Raw genomic sequence first — 15,082 nt, 5'->3', positions numbered from 1 at the left:
CAGCGATCGCGAGCCATTCGCTGGCGCTTACAGGGCTGTTTAGTAAAAGCTCCAACTAATCAGCCCTGGACGCTCCGTCGGCTATCCCAGCGCTTCCAACTCGGCCAGCATGTCAGGCGCGATGACCAATTCACTCGCAGTGAGATTCTCTCGAAAGTGTGCCACCGAGGAAGTACCAGGAATCAACAAGATATTAGGAGCACGTTGCAGCAGCCACGCCAGCGCCACGCACAGAGGTGAAGCTCCCATGCGCGTCGCTACGTTCGAGAGTACTTGCGACTGCAACGGCGTGAAACCACCTAGAGGAAAGAACGGCACATAAGCAATGCCCTGCTGACCCAACTCAGAAATAAGTGTCTCGTCTTCACGATGAGACAGATTGTAGTGATTCTGCACGCAGACGATGTCAGCGATCCCCTGTGCTTGCTTGACCTGCGATGGCGTGACATTGCTTACGCCCAAGTGGCGAATGAGCCCCTGGCGCTGTAATTCTACAAGTGCGGTAAATGATTCCTCGATGGACCCCTCGGCGGGCGATTGCTGGTTGCCCATTGCCCTAAGGTTCACCACATCAAGTACGTCCACACCAAGATTGCGCAGGTTGTCATGCACGGCCTGGGTCAATTCGGCGGGGCTCTGCGCTGGATTCCAGGAGCCATCAGAACCGCGGAGTGCGCCGACCTTTGTCACGATCACCAGGTTTTCAGCGTAAGGGTGTAAAGCTTCACGGATCAGTTGGTTGGTCACGTGAGGGCCGTAAAAATCTGCGGTATCAATGTGGTTTACACCCGACGCCAGCGCTTCTCGCAGCACGGCAATGGCCGCTTTCGGATCCTTGGGAGGGCCAAAAACATTAGGTCCCGCCAATTGCATCGCACCGTAGCCCATACGATTTACCACCCGGTCGCCCAATAAGAACGAACCTGCTTTGGCCACTTTGCTCATTTTGTCTACCTCAATCAGAGTATGTGTGGCGCACTATAGGCATTGACCACTTCATTGGTAATAGGGTGCAATCGGCACAGGTTGTACGGCTGAGAGAACAATGCAAACCAACATTCAAGACTTGCTGGCCTTTGTAGCGGTGGTCAACGCAGGAGGTTTCCGCGAAGGAGCCAAGTCCTGCGGTAAATCCGCTTCAAGCCTCAGTGACGCCGTGCGACGCCTGGAAGCCAGGCTAGGTGTGAGACTGCTCAATCGCACCACCCGAAGCGTGGCGCCGACTGAAGCTGGCGCAAGGCTGGTGGAACGCATCGTGCCCGCATTGGGCGAAGTCGAGTCGGCTCTTGATGTGGTGAACGATTTCCGTGACCGCCCCTCAGGCACCCTCAAGCTCAATGTTCCTGCCAGCGCCGCAAGACTTGTGCTGCCGTCGATCATTACCCCTTTCCTGCGAACCTATCCCGACATCAGCCTGGAAGTGACGATCGAGGAGAGCTTCGTCGACATGCTTGCGGCAGGTTGTGACGCAGGTATTCGTTACGATGAACGCCTTGAGCAGGACATGATTGCAGTCCCCATCGGCCCACGATTTCAACGCTTCGCGACGGCCGCATCACCGGCTTATCTCGATGCCAGAGGTCGACCAGAGCACCCACGAGATCTGTTGAAACACGCATGCCTGCGGGGCAGATTCCCGAGTGGCGCGATGCCGCTCTGGGAGTACGAACGTCAGGGCGAAACCGTGAGCGTGGACCCGACAGGACCGTTGATTGTCAGGGTGGGAGGCGCCGTGGACCTGACTGTTCAGGCTGCGATTGATGGGCTGGGTATCGTCTACCTGTTTGAGGACTGGCTTCAGCCCTATCTGGACAGTGGGGCACTTGAACCGGTGCTGGAACCATGGTGGCAAAGCTTTACCGGGCCGTTTCTCTATTACCCTGGTAGACGCTATCTGCCCTCGCCTCTGAGGGCATTTATAGACTTTATCAATGCCCAGCGAACGTAGTTCATCAATAACCATTCGACGAATGTTAAACGCGGAAATGCCTTGAGTCTGAGGTTATTCATCACCGGCTCAATGAACGCCGAAACCGCCATAGACAATGTCGCCGACTCAAATAAAGCAGGTGCTGCCCTCTATTGGTGTGCTGATAGTGCGACAGAACATCAACCAGCTCCTTGATATCCGCTGAGGTTCCAGCCAGAGCCAGTGGTTTTGTAGGGGTAAAAACGACTTAAAATAAAAAAGGGTCGCGAGATAAAATCTCGCAACCCTTTGAATTATATGGTCGGGACGGAGTGATTCGAACACTCGACCCCTAGCACCCCATCTCCTTTTTCATACTTCTTGAAAGCTTCCAAAATTTTACTCTGGATTTTTACAAGCGAGTATTTACTTGAACTCCAGCGGTGTTCTGCTCTACGAGGGTCCAGTAACGTCCATCAAGAGCCGACGTTTTTGTGGGGGGAAAAGTAGGGGGAGTCCATTTCATGGCCAAAATCACCATCAAAGAACTCGAGTCGCTGACCGCCAATGATGCCGGCCGGATCCTCAGGGAGGATGGCAATCTGGCCGGTCGAATCTCAGTCCGCAAGGACGGTGTGTCGGTCAGCTTTTTCTATCGTTATCGCTGGGGCGACCAGAACAAAGAGTACGCCTGCGGAACCTGGCCGCGCAAATCCCTGACAGACATCCGCAAGGCGCGTAATCAGGCCAGGGCGCTCATTGATGAGCAGATCAATCCCAACGAGCAAAAGAAAACCGCCAAGGCACAGGCTCATGCCGCGACGAACGCAAAAGCCGCACAAGAAAAGTCGACGAAGGTGCAAACACTGACCGTCCAGGATCTGGCCAAGGCCTGGCTGTTGGATGGCGTCGCGCGGAAAGACGGAAATGCCGAGTTACAGCGTCGTTTTAAAAAGGACCTATTCCCGGCACTCGGCAAGACACCGGTGAACAATGTGTCCGAACACGATGTTCGGGCGCTTATCCGTTTCGTGGTCAACCGCGGCGCTCACCGGCAAGCGATCAGCTTCTTCGCCGACCTCACCCAGATGTTCAGCTGGGCCAGAAAGCGTCAGCCCTGGCGAGCCTTATTGATCGAGGGCGATCCGACGGAACTGGTCGATATCTCCCCGTTGATCCCGGCCGACTACGAAGCGGAAAGAAGCCGGATCCTTTCGCCGGCGGAGCTGTTGGAACTGCACAACCGCTTCCAACAAATGACCGCCGATTACAACGCCCTCCCCGCCGGGCTAAAATACGACGGCATTCGGCCGTTAAAAAAGGAAACCCAACTCGCGCTCTGGATCAGCCTGGGCACCCTGTGCCGGATTGGCGAGTTGCTGCAGGCGGAATGGAAAAATGTCGATCTGGACCGGCAGACCTGGTTCCTCCCCAGTGAAAACGTCAAAGGCACCCGCGGCAAAAAACAGGACCACCATGTCTTCCTCTCGCCCTTCGCCCTGCATTTCTTTCAAGAACTCAAGGCCCTCACGGGCGACTCTCAGTGGTGCTTTCCGAACAAGCCGACGGCCAGAACGGTGATTGGACACCGCATGACCTGCGCCGCACCGGCGCGACCATGGTGCAGGCCTTGGGTGTCAGCCTGGACGTCATCGATCGCTGCCAAAACCATGTGCTGGCCGGCTCGCGGGTGAGGCGCCACTACCTGCATCACGATTATGCCGAAGAGAAGAAGCGCGCCTGGAATCTGTTGGGCGACCGACTCAGTGCCGTGCTGTCCTCGACCTATGAGCATCCTCCGGCCGAGTCGATGCTGTCTTTTCCTGCGTATACCATGACAGGCTCTTTACCGCCGTTTTAAGTCGGCGTCTTTAGTGTTAAGTCCTCATAATTGCGCAAACATCATCGAGCACGCTCTTCAGCTTGATTTCGGCTTCATGACCGGCAGAAGTCGCAAAAAGCAGTCATTCGATGGGCCTTCAGCAGCTCATCTCCGGCCCCCCTACTCCCAAAATGAGTTTATGAAGTCACAATCTTCTATTCGCAGTTTGTTCACAACAAGGCCAAAACTGGCGATACAAAAAACCACCCGAACGGTGAAGGATCGAACGGTTTTTTGGGGAGTGAGGGATGAGCGGCAAGGCTTAGCCCAGTATCTCGCTGGCCACGTGATCGACCGCACTTTTGGTGATGTCGACGATCAGGTCGGCCTCCTCCTCGGTCAAGATCAACGGTGGTGCAAAGCCGAGAATGTCGCCATGGGGCATCGCTCGGGCAATCATTCCGCGTTCAAGACAGGCTGCCGATACTTTCGGACCGATCTTCAATGCAGCATCGAATGGTGTGCGTTGCTCACGATCGGCCATGAATTCGATCGCGGCAAGCATGCCGTCGCCGCGCACTTCGCCCACCAGCGGATGACCTTCCATTACCTCGCGCAACCGACGATTCAGATAACCGCCAACCTTCTCTGCGTTGGTTGTCAGGTTTTCCCGCGCCAGGATGTCGAGGTTGGCCAAGGCCGCCGCCGCGCAGATCGGATGTCCGGAGTACGTCCAGCCATGCCCCATGGCACCCTGAGACTCAGAGGCCTTTTCGATCACGTCCCAAACTTTTTCACCGACAATCACCGCTGACAAAGGTGCGTAGGCACTGGTCAGGCCTTTAGCCGTAGTGATCAGGTCAGGGCGCATGCCGTAGCGTTGACTGCCCATCTTCGAACCCAGGCGACCGAAGGCGCAGACCACTTCGTCGGCGATCAACAACACGTCGTACTTGTTCAACACCGCTTGTATGGCGGCCCAGTAGCCGGGCGGCGGAACGATGATGCCGCCGGTGCCCATCAGCGGTTCGCCGATGAACGCGGCGACGGTGTCCGGCCCTTCGGCCAGGATCATTTTCTCTAGCTCGTCGGCGCAATAACGCACGAAAGCAACTTCATCCATACCCGCCGGTGCCTTGCGGTACCAGTGCGGACAAACGGTATGTTTGACGCCCTCCGCCGGCAGGTCGAAATGCTGGTGGAACGTCGGCAGACCGGTCAGGCTGCCGGTCATGATGCCCGAGCCGTGATAACCGCGATCTCGGGAGATGATTTTCTTCTTCTGCGGGCGACCCAATACGTTGTTGTAGTAACGCACCAGTTTGATCTGGGTTTCGTTGGCGTCGGAACCGGACAGGCCGTAGTAGACTTTTTTCATGCCCTCCGGCGCCCAGTCGATGATGCGGCTCGACAGCTCGATGATCGCTTCGGTCGAGTGCCCGACATAGGTGTGGTAATAGGCCAGTTCCTTGGCCTGCTTGTAGATCGCATCGGCGACTTCGGTGCGCCCGTAGCCGATATTCACGCAGTACAACCCGGCAAAGGCGTCGATGAATTCGCGGCCTTCGTGGTCGCGGATACGAATGCCTGACGCGCTCTTGATGATGCGTCCCTTGAGCGTGCCGCTGGCGTGGTCATGGGCATGGGTCGACGGGTGCATGAAGTGCGCACGGTCTTGTTCGAACAACGAATCGAGTTTTTGGCTCATGGCGGATCTCCTTAGAACTGGCCTTGATGGTGCAGGCAAAAGTATTTGGTTTCGACAAAGGCTTCGAAGCCCTCGGTACCGCCCTCGCGGCCCAGCCCCGAGGCTTTCATGCCACCGAACGGGATCGGATGGCCGGTGAACTTGACGCCATTGACTGCGACCATGGCGTGGTCGAGGCGGCGAATCAGGGGGTAGATTAGGTCCAGGCGGTTGGAACAAATGTAGGCAGCCAGACCGTATTCGGTGTCGTTGGCCATTTCGATGGCTTGCTCGAGGGTGTCGAAAGGCATGACGCCAGCAATCGGCGCGAAATTCTCTTCGCGGTAGATACGCATCTGCGGCGTAACGTCGGCCAGCACCGTCGGCTGATAGAACAATCCGCCGAGGGCATGCGCTTCGCCGCCCACCAGACGTTGCGCGCCCAGCTTCAGCGCATCAGCCACACGCTCGGCGGTCACATCGAAGGCGGCCTGATGCATCAGCGGGCCGATGTCGACGCTTTGCTCTTGATCACCCACCAGTGCCGGGCCGACCCGCAGTTCGCGCACCGCAGAGGCAAAGCGGCTGAGGAACGCCGGATAAATCGAGCGTTCGACCATAATCCGATTGGCCGCGCAGCAATCCTGGCCCGAGGTCTGGAACTTGGCCTCTACCGCGACTTTCACCGCCAGATCCAGATCGGCATCGGCGCAGACAATAAACGGCGCGTTTCCGCCCAGTTCCAGCGACACTTTCTTCACGTCCTGGGCCGCCGCTTGCAGCACCAACTTGCCGACCCGGGTCGAGCCGGTGAAGCTGACCGAACGCACGCGAGTGTCCTGCACCAGGGTTTGCATGGTCATTTGCGGTTCGCCCAGCACCACGTTGAACACGCCGGCCGGGAAGCCCGCCTCTTCTGCCAGTTGCGCCAGGGCCAATGCCGAATACGGCGTTTCGTGGGCCGGTTTGATGACCACAGTGCAACCGGCGGCCAATGCGGCGGCGGCTTTGCGGGTGATCATCGCCGAAGGAAAATTCCACGGCGTCAGCAGTGCACAGACGCCAACCGGTTCCTTGATCGTGCCCAGATGCGCGCCGGGGATATGGCTGGGGATGTTCTGCCCGTAAAGGCGCCGCGCTTCTTCGGCAAACCATGGAATGAAACTGGCGGCGTAGGCGATTTCGCCGCGTGATTCGGCCAGGGGCTTGCCTTGTTCCTGGCTGAGAATCCGCGCCAGGTCTTCCTGATGCTCAAGGATCAACGCCGCCCAGCGCCGCAGAATCGTTCCGCGGTCATCGAGGCTTTGTTCACTCCAGGCTGAAAACGCCCGGTGTGCGGCATCTACGGCGGCGATGATCTGAGGCTGATCGAGCATCGGCACATGACCGATCAACGTCTGATCGGCCGGATTGTGCACGGCGACGCTATGGCCGCTGTCACTGTGGACCCAATGGCCGTCTACGTAGCAAAGTGCTTTGAACAACAGCGGATGTTTGTATGTCATGGCGTTCACTCCAAACCGTGTGCGTGAATCCATGCTAGGGCAGCGCAGCCAAGATGAGTTGGCGTTTGGCGGGGTGTAACGATTGGTTTTTTCTGATTGAACGTCGGCAAACAGAGGCTTTTTGCGGTGAAGGTTTTGCCCCGGTTTATGGCTCTTGCGCCAGCTCGGCCGGCAAGGCACCCGCGGTCTTGATGGTTTTAGTGACGATATAGGTGAAGTAGCGCTCGATGCCCAGGTCATCGAGCAACAACTGGTCGATAAAACGCTGGTAATGGTCAATGTCCGGCGCCTGGATCATCGCCATGTAATCAACACCGCCACCGGTGGCGTAACAGAATGCCACTTCGGCGGCCTCGTTCATGCGTTGTTCGAACCGCCGCATGTCCTGGGCGGTGTGTCGGGCCAGGGTGATTTCCACCAGCACCTGCTGGCTTTTGAACACCGCGTTCCAGTCGATCAGTGCCCGGTAGCCCTTTATCAGCCCAAGCGACTCCAACTTGCGAACCCGCTCCCACGCCGGGGTCACCGAGAGATTGATCGCCTCGGCCAAGCTCGACTTGGTGATCCGACCGTCTTCGGCGAGGATTCGCAGGATTTTCAGGTCATAGCGATCGAGCTTGTGCATGGGTCGAGGATCTCCTGAATGAGTAGGACAAACCTGCTCGCGATAGCGATATTTCAGTCACATCAATGAGAGATGTAACGCCGCAATCGCGAGCAGGCTCGCTCCCACAGGTTTTTAGATCAGGTCAATACATCGGCGATGACGGCAATGATATCGCCGCACTGCACCACGCCGGGAAAGTGGCGCGCCGCCAGCAGCCCGCTGCGGGCCGCGCGATATTCCACCGGGGCGACGCCGCTCCGGGTAGCGTCGTAAACGCGGGCAATCACGTCTCCTTCTCTCACGTTATCGCCCAGATCGCGGCACATTTCCAGCAAGCCATCGTGTTCGCTGTCGATGAAGCAATTGGCATCGGGCATGTCGAGCATGATTGACTCCGTGGTCTGGATCTCACCTTCGAGAATCCCCGCATGCACCAGCAGATTGCGCACCCCGCGCTCGGCAATCGCCACACTGCGCGCCGTGGACGAACCACCGCCACCCAGTTCGGTCGTGACAAAAACTTTGCCCTGACGCTCGGCGGCGGTGTCGTACATCGACCCGGCATCGAGCTCCAGCATGCGCATGCTGTAAGGCGCATTGAAGGCGCGCATAGCGGCTTCACATTGCTCTTGCTGGTTCTTGTCGGGCAGCACATGACAAGCCGCGAAAGGCAGGAAGTCCAGGGTGCGGCCACCGGAATGGATATCCAGCACGATGTCGGCCAAGGGCAACAAGGTCCGGTTGAAGTAATCGGCGATTTTCTCGGTCACGGTGCCGTCCGGCTTACCGGGGAAACTGCGATTCAGATTGCCCTTGTCGATCGGCGACGTGCGCCGACCGGCATGGAACGCCGGGGTGTTCATGAACGGGACGATAATCACCCGCCCCGTGACATCGGCGGCCGTCAGGCCCTGGGCCAGTTTGCTCAGCGCCACCGGGCCTTCGTATTCGTCACCGTGGTTACCGCCGGTAAGCAGCGCGGTCGGACCCTGACCGCGCTGAATCACCGTGACCGGAATCATCACCGAGCCCCAGGCCGAGTCGTCCCGGGAGTACGGCAATTTGAGGAACCCGTGCTGCACGCCTTCGCGGGCAAAATCCACCGTGGCGCTGATCGGGTTGTCAGGCAGGTCGCTCATGGCTCAATCCTTCACGAACAGTTGGCGTGGCACGTTGCACAGCGTCTCGACGCCGGTTTCGGTGATCAGAATGCTTTCGGTGATTTCTAGCCCCCAATCGTCCATCCACAGGCCCGGCATGAAGTGGAAAGTCATGCCCGGCTGCAACACGCTGGTGTCGCCGGGACGCAGGCTCATGGTGCGTTCGCCCCAGTCTGGCGGATAGCTGATCCCGATCGGGTAGCCACAACGGCTGTCCTTGTGGATGCCGAATTTCTCCAACACTTTGAAAAACGCCACAGCGATGTCGCCGGTGGTATTGCCCGGTTTGGCTGCTTCCAGTCCTGCGGCGATGCCTTCGACCACGGCTTTTTCGCCGTCGAGGAAGTGCTGTGGAGGTTTGCCCAAATAGATCGTGCGCGACAGCGGACAGTGATAACGCTTGTAGCAACCGGCGATTTCAAAGAAGGTCCCGGCGCCTTTTTCGAACGGCGAATCGTCCCAGGTCAGGTGCGGCGCGCTGGCGTCGGCACCCGTGGGCAATAGCGGCACGATGGCCGGGTAATCGCCGCCATGACCGTCAGCGCCGAGGATCCCGCTGCTGTAGATTTCAGCCACCAGTTCATTTTTGCGCATGCCCGGCTCGATCCGTTCGAGGATCCGCCCGTGCATGTTTTCGACGATGCGCGCAGCGATGCGCATGTAAGCGATTTCCTGGGGCGACTTGATCGCCCTCTGCCAGTTCACCAACCCGACCGCGTCGATCAGCTTGGCCTGCGGCAGGTTTTTCTGCAGCGACAAATACGCGGCGGCGCTGAAATAATAGTTATCCATTTCCACGCCGATGGTCAGCGCGTCCCAACCCCGGGCACTGATGACTTCCCGCGAAAGGTAATCCATCGGATGGCGTTCCCGGGACTGCACGTAGATGTCCGGGTAACCGATGATGTTCTCGTGCTGCATGAACACCGTGCGCTTGGCGCCGTTGGCGTCTTGCCCGCGACCGAACCAGACCGGCTCGCCGTCGAGCGCCAACAACACGCATTGGTGAACGTAAAACGACCAACCGTCATAGCCGGTCAACCAGGCCATGTTCGACGGATCGGTGACCAGCAACAGCTCGATGCCCTGAACCTGCATGGCCGCTCGAACCTTGGCCAGACGCTGGGCGTATTCCTCCCGTTCGAACGGGAGATTGACGACTATCTGAGACATGCACATGCCCTCTGATAAATGACGCACGGATGAAAAAAGTGGATTAGCTACCGAACTGAAAACCCTTGCCGGCCGAGCGCGCGCGCTCGAAGGCCAGATTGGCCATGGCGGTGTCCTGGGCGCCGGTTCCGGTGAGGTCGCACAAGGTGACTTGCGCATCGCTGGTCCGACCCGGGTGCTGGCCCGCGAGCACTTGCCCCAATTCGGCCAAGCCCGATTCGTCGGTAATAACACCGGCCGCCAGAGCGTGATGCAACTCGCCGAGGATTCGCGTTTGGCTCAAGCGATCCGCCACGTAGCGGTCGACCTTGGCCAACGCTTGGGGAGAAATTTCATTTTTGTGTTCGGCATCCGAACCCATGGCGGTGATGTGCAAGCCGGGGTGCAAGTGGCGCGCTTCGATCAGCGGTTCACGGCTCGGGGTGCAGGTGATCGCAATGTCCACGCCGGTCATGGCCTCGTCGATGCTAGCGCAAGGCGTGACCGTCAGACCGCTGTCGCGCGCCAGCTCGGTGCTGAAGTCTTTGGCCTTGGCGCTGTCGCGTGCCCAGACTTGAACGGATTCAATCGGCCGAACCAAACGCAACGCCTGAAGCTGCAACGCGGCCTGCTCGCCGGCACCGATCAGCGCTACGCTGCAACTGTCGACCCGGGACAGGGCTCGAGCCGCCACGGCGCCCGCCGCGGCTGTGCGTACGGCGGTCAGATAACCGTTGTCCAGCAGCAAGGCGTCGAGCAAACCGGTGCGCGCCGAAAGCAACATCATCATGCCGTTGAGACTCGGTAGGCCCAGTTTCGGATTGTCGAAAAAACCCGGACTGACCTTGATCGCAAAACGCTCCAGGCCCGGCAGGTATGCAGTCTTCACGTCCACTTCGCCATTGTGCTCGGGGATGTCCAGACGCAGGATCGGCGGCATGGCCACCGCTGCCGTGGCCAGCAGCACAAAGGCTTGTTCGATAGCTTCGATGCTCGGCAAGTCTAGTGCCACACAGGCACGCAGATCCGCTTCGCTCAATAAGGTGATGTCACTCATCAATGCGGCACTCCATTCAGTCGTTATTGTTGGGGTTCACGCATCTGCGCCCGCGAGGACTCGCAGGTGCTGATCGATGTCGACGTTACGGCCGCTGACCACCACCACGATCGGCCCGCGCGGCTCAATCAATCCATCAAGCAACGCGGCAATCCCGACCACGGCCGCGCCCTCCAGCACCAGACGCTCTTCGCGATAGGCATGGCGTAGGGCATTGGCGATGGAAGTCTCGCTGAGCAAATGCACGTGGTCACACAGATCGCGGGTCATGTTGAAGGTGTAACGGTTGTTCAGGCCGATGCCACCGCCGAGCGAGTCGGCCAGAGTCGGCAGCTCTTCGACTTCCACCGGATGCCCGGCTGCGAGGCTGGCGTGCATGGCCGCACCGCGTTGCATGCTGATGCCGTGGGTGATGATGTTCGCGCTGACGCTTTTGATCGCCAGCGCCACACCGGCAAACAAACCGCCGCCGGACAACGGCACGAGGATTTGCGCCACGTCCGGTTGCTGTTCGAGGATTTCCAGCCCCAGCGTGCCCTGCCCGGCGATGATGGCCGGGTGATCGAACGGCGGCAGCAATGTCGCGCCTTGCTCGTTGGCGATCCGTTCGGCTTCACGCTGGGCGTCGTCCTGAGACTGGCCGACGATGCATACCTCGGCGCCCAGATCACGAATGGCTTGAACCTTGTTCGCCGGCACCAGATGCGACAGGCAAATCGTCGCCTTCACGCCTTGCCGGGAAGCGGCATACGCCAGAGCACGACCGTGATTACCGGTCGACGCCGCCACCACGCCACGCGCTTTCTCCTCGGCGCTGAGCTGCGCCACGGCATTGCTCGCGCCGCGCAATTTGAAACTGCCGGTGATTTGCTGGGATTCGAGTTTGAGGTACACCGCCACGCCCAATCGTTGCGAAAGGCTGGGCGAATATTCCAAGGGGGTACGCCGGACAAGCGATTCGATGCGCTGGCGAGCGAGGTAAATATCCTGTAGCTGTAACGTTGACATGACCGCGTCCCGACTGTGGTGTTGGGCGCAGTCTAAGAGGACTGGATTGTCGTAATGAATGTACTAGGGCAATTTAGTCGACAAACTTTTTTGCGAACTTTTTCCCGGTCAGACATCGTGGATTTGCGGGTACTGCCCGAATATCTCGCGCATGCTCATCAGTGCGTCCCGCATTTCTTCGTCGCTGCATTCGGCGCCGACACACACCCTCACCGCTCGAGCTCGCGGCGTTCCACGCACGGTGAACGGATCAGGCGATGCGACAGCGATGTGCCGGTGACGCAAGGCTCGCACCAGGCTGTCGACCTCCCAGTGTATTGGAATGCCAACCCACGCGTTCAGTGCATGAGGATGCTGGCCGAGCAGGTGCTCGCCCAGGTATTCGCTGACCATCGCCTGCCGGCCGGCCAACAGTTTGCGCTGCAATCGCACGAGCGTGTCGGCGCGACCGTCACGAATCCAGCGCGCAGCGATTTCGGAGACCATGGGCGTGGCCATCCAGCTGTTGACCCGCAAGATACTTTCGGTGCGCAACGCCAGGCGCTTGGGCACTACCAAATAGCCGATGCGCAAACCGGTCAGCACTGACTTGGTCATGCTGGTGCAATAGAACGACAGCTCCGGCAGGTAATGGCTGATCGGCGGCGCGCGATGCTCATCCAGCAACGGCCCGTATACGTCGTCTTCAATGATGTGCACACCGAAACGCCGGGCGATGTCGGCAATCTCCCGCCGACGACTGTCCGGCATCAGGCTGGTGGTCGGGTTGTTCAGGTTGGGCGTGCACACCAGCGCGGTGATGCGCTCATTGCTGCACATGTCTTCGAAGTGTTCCGGGTCGATGCCATAACGGTCCATTTCCAGGCCTTTGAGGGTGAATCCCAATACCTGAGAGTTGCCGATTACCCCGTGATCGGTGAGCCCTTCGCAGAGCACGACATCATCGGGGCCGGCCAGAGACGCCAGCGCAAGGAAGATGCCGTGAGCGGCGCCGTTGGTAATCAGGATGTCATCACGCTCGACCCGCAGTCCTTGCCGTCCGATCCAGTGCATGGCCTCTTCGCGGTGCGACTCGAAACCCGCAATCGGACGAAATGCGTGTATCCACGGCTGATCCTCTTCCGTGCTGAGCTCGCGGCAGGTGTCACGCCAGAACTGGTCGTGCTCGCGGGTGTGCAGGATCCGCGCGATGGAAAAATCCACCAGGGCCCGTTCAGGGCTATCGAGAATATAGGTAGCCACTCGATCGCTCATGCGCCGCGACACAAAGCTGCCGCGCCCGACTTCGCAACGCACCAGCCCCTGACGCTCCAGCTCTTTATAGGCGTTGGTGACCGTCTGCACGCTGATGCCCATGGTATCGGCAACATGCCGCTGCGGCGGCAGGCGCTGATCATTGGCCAAGACACCCTGCTCGATATCATCGGCAATCGCCTGCACCAGAATCTTGTACTTTGACTCGCCACTGCGGGCGATATCCAGTGCCGCTTTCCATTTGTCCATCAGCGCTAAAACCCGGGTCTGTGCTCGTCGGGACAGCATCGCGCCAGTATCCATGCAATGCAATTGTCCTAGTGCAATACAATGATGCTCAGCGCTTTTGTATGCTCGGCTCAAGGTCGACAGCCGGGCACCTTCAAGCCCACAACAAAATCAATCGACCTGTACCGGACTGCGTCCAGATCCATGAGATCAGTCCTTGTACGCTTTGCTCTTGTAACACTGCCTCCTACCACAGAGCCGTCACCGACGGGTCAACAAGAAACAGGAGATTTTATCGATGAGCAATTTCCCTTCCCGCAGCACCCATGCATTGCGTCACCTGTTCGTAGCTTGCGCGATGTTCGGCCTAGTCTCCGGCGCCCAAGCCGCTACGACACTGGAAACCGTCAAACAGAACAGCAGCATCCGTATCGGTTATGCCAACGAAACCCCGTTCGCCTTTACCGAAACCGACGGCAGGGTCACCGGTGAATCACCGGAAATCGCCAAAGCCATCTTTGCCAAAATGGGCATCAAACAGGTTGACGGCGTGTTGACCGAATGGGGCTCGTTGATCCCGGGTCTGCGCGCCGGGCGCTTCGACGTGATTGCCGCCGGCATGTACATCACGCCGGCTCGCTGCAAGCAGGTGCTGTTTACCGATCCGCAGTATCAACTGCCGGACGCGCTGCTTACGGCCAAAGGCAACCCGAAGGGGCTGCACAGTTACGAAGACATCGCCAAGAATCCCGAGGTGAAGCTGGCAATCATGGCCGGCACGGTGAACCTGGGCTATGCCCGCGACTCGGGTGTTAAGGATGAGCAAATCCTCCAAGTACCGGACACCACCGCCCAGTTGCAAGCCGTGCGCGCCGGTCGTGCCGATGCGGCAGTGGGTACTCAACTGACCATGAAAGGTTTGGCCGCCAAAGGTGGCGACAAAGTTGAAGCGGTCACCGAGTTCAAGGACGACCCGTCACACATTGGATACGGTGCTCTCGCCTTCCGTCCGGAAGACAAAGACCTGCGCGATGCGGTCAACGCCGAGTTGAAAAAGTGGTTGGGCTCCGAAGAGCACCTCAAGGCTGTTGCCCCTTTCGGGTTTGACAAATCCAACGTGACAAGCAAAACGGCTGCCGAGCTCTGCGCTCAATAGTCGAAACAGGCATGGCGCCACGGCGCGATGCCTATTTCCCTGCTTAATCCGGATGGACAGGTTTAACCCATGGGTGAATTACTTCCGCTATTGATACAAGGCGCCTGGGTGACGCTCCAGGTGACGATTTTCGGTTCGCTGCTGGCGATTGTCGCGGCAATTGTCGCGGCTCTGGGGCGCATGTCGCCTTGGCGGCCATTGCGCTGGTTTTCCATTGCTTATATTGAAGTGTTTCGCGGCACGTCGTTGCTGGTGCAATTGTTCTGGCTGTTTTTCGTGCTGCCGCTGCCGCCGTTCAACCTTGAACTGAGTCCCTACAGCGTGGCCATCGTCGGTCTCGGCTTGCACATTGGCGCTTACGGCGCCGAGGTGATGCGCGGTGCGATCAGCTCCGTCGCCAAGGGTCAATACGAGGCGTCCACAGCACTCAACTTCAGCGGCTACAAGCGCTTTCGCCGCATCATTCTTCCGCAGGCATTGCTGGCCGCTATTGCGCCGGGTACCAACCTGCTGATCGAATTGCTGAAAAATACTTCA

The 15,082-nt window shown here is 58.8% G+C and carries 12 protein-coding genes and 1 pseudogene; 4 read left to right on the top strand and 9 right to left on the bottom strand.

From position 1 onward, the window contains the following. Positions 1 to 81: 81 nt before the first annotated feature. A complete protein-coding gene (locus tag ABH912_RS00065) occupies positions 82 to 945 on the bottom strand; it encodes an aldo/keto reductase family oxidoreductase (RefSeq protein WP_429509224.1) in 864 nt (287 codons plus the stop codon). Positions 946 to 1,045: 100 nt separating this feature from the next. Here ABH912_RS00065 and ABH912_RS00060 point away from each other — a divergent pair, with 100 nt between their 5' ends. Both ABH912_RS00060 and ABH912_RS00055 read left to right on the top strand, forming a co-directional pair. Then, on the top strand, positions 1,046 to 1,948 hold the full coding sequence (locus tag ABH912_RS00060) for a LysR family transcriptional regulator (protein ID WP_033061735.1): 903 nt from the start codon (positions 1,046 to 1,048) through the stop codon (positions 1,946 to 1,948). Positions 1,949 to 2,433: 485 nt separating this feature from the next. Next, positions 2,434 to 3,770: pseudogene (locus tag ABH912_RS00055) on the top strand (tyrosine-type recombinase/integrase). Positions 3,771 to 4,053: 283 nt separating this feature from the next. On the opposite strand, the gene ABH912_RS00050 reads toward ABH912_RS00055, so the two are convergent. From ABH912_RS00050 to ABH912_RS00015, 8 genes are all read right to left on the bottom strand, one after another. After that, positions 4,054 to 5,439 (bottom strand): aspartate aminotransferase family protein, encoded by a 1,386-nt coding sequence (locus ABH912_RS00050; RefSeq protein WP_429509223.1) that lies wholly within the window; start codon positions 5,437 to 5,439, stop codon positions 4,054 to 4,056. A gap of 11 nt (positions 5,440 to 5,450) precedes the next feature. Continuing rightward, positions 5,451 to 6,923: an NAD-dependent succinate-semialdehyde dehydrogenase gene (locus ABH912_RS00045; RefSeq protein WP_429509222.1), complete on the bottom strand. Its 1,473-nt coding sequence runs from the start codon at positions 6,921 to 6,923 to the stop codon at positions 5,451 to 5,453. A gap of 145 nt (positions 6,924 to 7,068) precedes the next feature. Then, positions 7,069 to 7,548 (bottom strand): Lrp/AsnC family transcriptional regulator, encoded by a 480-nt coding sequence (locus tag ABH912_RS00040; protein ID WP_223525591.1) that lies wholly within the window; start codon positions 7,546 to 7,548, stop codon positions 7,069 to 7,071. 119 nt (positions 7,549 to 7,667) lie between these two features. Further along, on the bottom strand, positions 7,668 to 8,669 hold the full coding sequence (gene doeB / locus ABH912_RS00035; protein ID WP_429509221.1) for a N(2)-acetyl-L-2,4-diaminobutanoate deacetylase DoeB: 1,002 nt from the start codon (positions 8,667 to 8,669) through the stop codon (positions 7,668 to 7,670). 3 nt (positions 8,670 to 8,672) lie between these two features. Further along, positions 8,673 to 9,863 (bottom strand): ectoine hydrolase DoeA, encoded by a 1,191-nt coding sequence (doeA, locus tag ABH912_RS00030; protein WP_429509220.1) that lies wholly within the window; start codon positions 9,861 to 9,863, stop codon positions 8,673 to 8,675. A gap of 43 nt (positions 9,864 to 9,906) precedes the next feature. Beyond that, the gene (eutC, locus tag ABH912_RS00025) at positions 9,907 to 10,899 is read right to left on the bottom strand and encodes an ectoine utilization protein EutC (RefSeq protein ID WP_223525592.1); all 993 of its coding nucleotides are present in this window, start codon (positions 10,897 to 10,899) and stop codon (positions 9,907 to 9,909) included. A 36-nt stretch (positions 10,900 to 10,935) separates the two neighbouring features. Further along, positions 10,936 to 11,907, bottom strand: coding sequence for a hydroxyectoine utilization dehydratase EutB (gene eutB, locus ABH912_RS00020; RefSeq protein ID WP_429509219.1), 972 nt, complete (start codon positions 11,905 to 11,907; stop codon positions 10,936 to 10,938). 108 nt (positions 11,908 to 12,015) lie between these two features. Beyond that, a complete protein-coding gene (locus ABH912_RS00015) occupies positions 12,016 to 13,410 on the bottom strand; it encodes a PLP-dependent aminotransferase family protein (protein WP_429512978.1) in 1,395 nt (464 codons plus the stop codon). Positions 13,411 to 13,687: 277 nt separating this feature from the next. On the opposite strand from ABH912_RS00015, the gene ehuB reads away from it, so the two are divergent. After that, a complete protein-coding gene (gene ehuB, locus ABH912_RS00010) occupies positions 13,688 to 14,545 on the top strand; it encodes an ectoine/hydroxyectoine ABC transporter substrate-binding protein EhuB (protein ID WP_429509218.1) in 858 nt (285 codons plus the stop codon). A 69-nt stretch (positions 14,546 to 14,614) separates the two neighbouring features. Next, on the top strand, positions 14,615 to 15,082 hold a 468-nt coding region (gene ehuC, locus ABH912_RS00005), incomplete at its 3' end, for an ectoine/hydroxyectoine ABC transporter permease subunit EhuC (RefSeq protein WP_429509217.1).

Origin of the sequence: Pseudomonas sp. BT76 TE3572, from assembly GCF_050435365.1 — a bacterium.
GTDB classification, from domain to species: domain Bacteria; phylum Pseudomonadota; class Gammaproteobacteria; order Pseudomonadales; family Pseudomonadaceae; genus Aquipseudomonas; species Aquipseudomonas fluorescens_W.
The sequence above is the reverse complement of the archived record's forward strand: the minus strand, read 5'-3'. Positions and strand labels throughout refer to the sequence as shown.

Bases quoted from the DNA above. Each gene is read 5' to 3' on its own strand.
- ehuB (WP_429509218.1), top strand. From the start codon at position 13,688: ATGAGCAATTTCCCTTCCCGCAGCACCCATGCATTGCGTCACCTGTTC.
- doeA (WP_429509220.1), bottom strand. From the start codon at position 9,863: ATGTCTCAGATAGTCGTCAATCTCCCGTTCGAACGGGAGGAATACGCC.
- ABH912_RS00045 (WP_429509222.1), bottom strand. From the start codon at position 6,923: ATGACATACAAACATCCGCTGTTGTTCAAAGCACTTTGCTACGTAGAC.
- ABH912_RS00065 (WP_429509224.1), bottom strand. From the start codon at position 945: ATGAGCAAAGTGGCCAAAGCAGGTTCGTTCTTATTGGGCGACCGGGTG.
- ABH912_RS00050 (WP_429509223.1), bottom strand. From the start codon at position 5,439: ATGAGCCAAAAACTCGATTCGTTGTTCGAACAAGACCGTGCGCACTTC.
- ABH912_RS00040 (WP_223525591.1), bottom strand. From the start codon at position 7,548: ATGCACAAGCTCGATCGCTATGACCTGAAAATCCTGCGAATCCTCGCC.
- doeB (WP_429509221.1), bottom strand. From the start codon at position 8,669: ATGAGCGACCTGCCTGACAACCCGATCAGCGCCACGGTGGATTTTGCC.
- ABH912_RS00060 (WP_033061735.1), top strand. From the start codon at position 1,046: ATGCAAACCAACATTCAAGACTTGCTGGCCTTTGTAGCGGTGGTCAAC.
- eutB (WP_429509219.1), bottom strand. From the start codon at position 11,907: ATGTCAACGTTACAGCTACAGGATATTTACCTCGCTCGCCAGCGCATC.
- eutC (WP_223525592.1), bottom strand. From the start codon at position 10,899: ATGAGTGACATCACCTTATTGAGCGAAGCGGATCTGCGTGCCTGTGTG.
- ABH912_RS00015 (WP_429512978.1), bottom strand. From the start codon at position 13,410: ATGGACAAATGGAAAGCGGCACTGGATATCGCCCGCAGTGGCGAGTCA.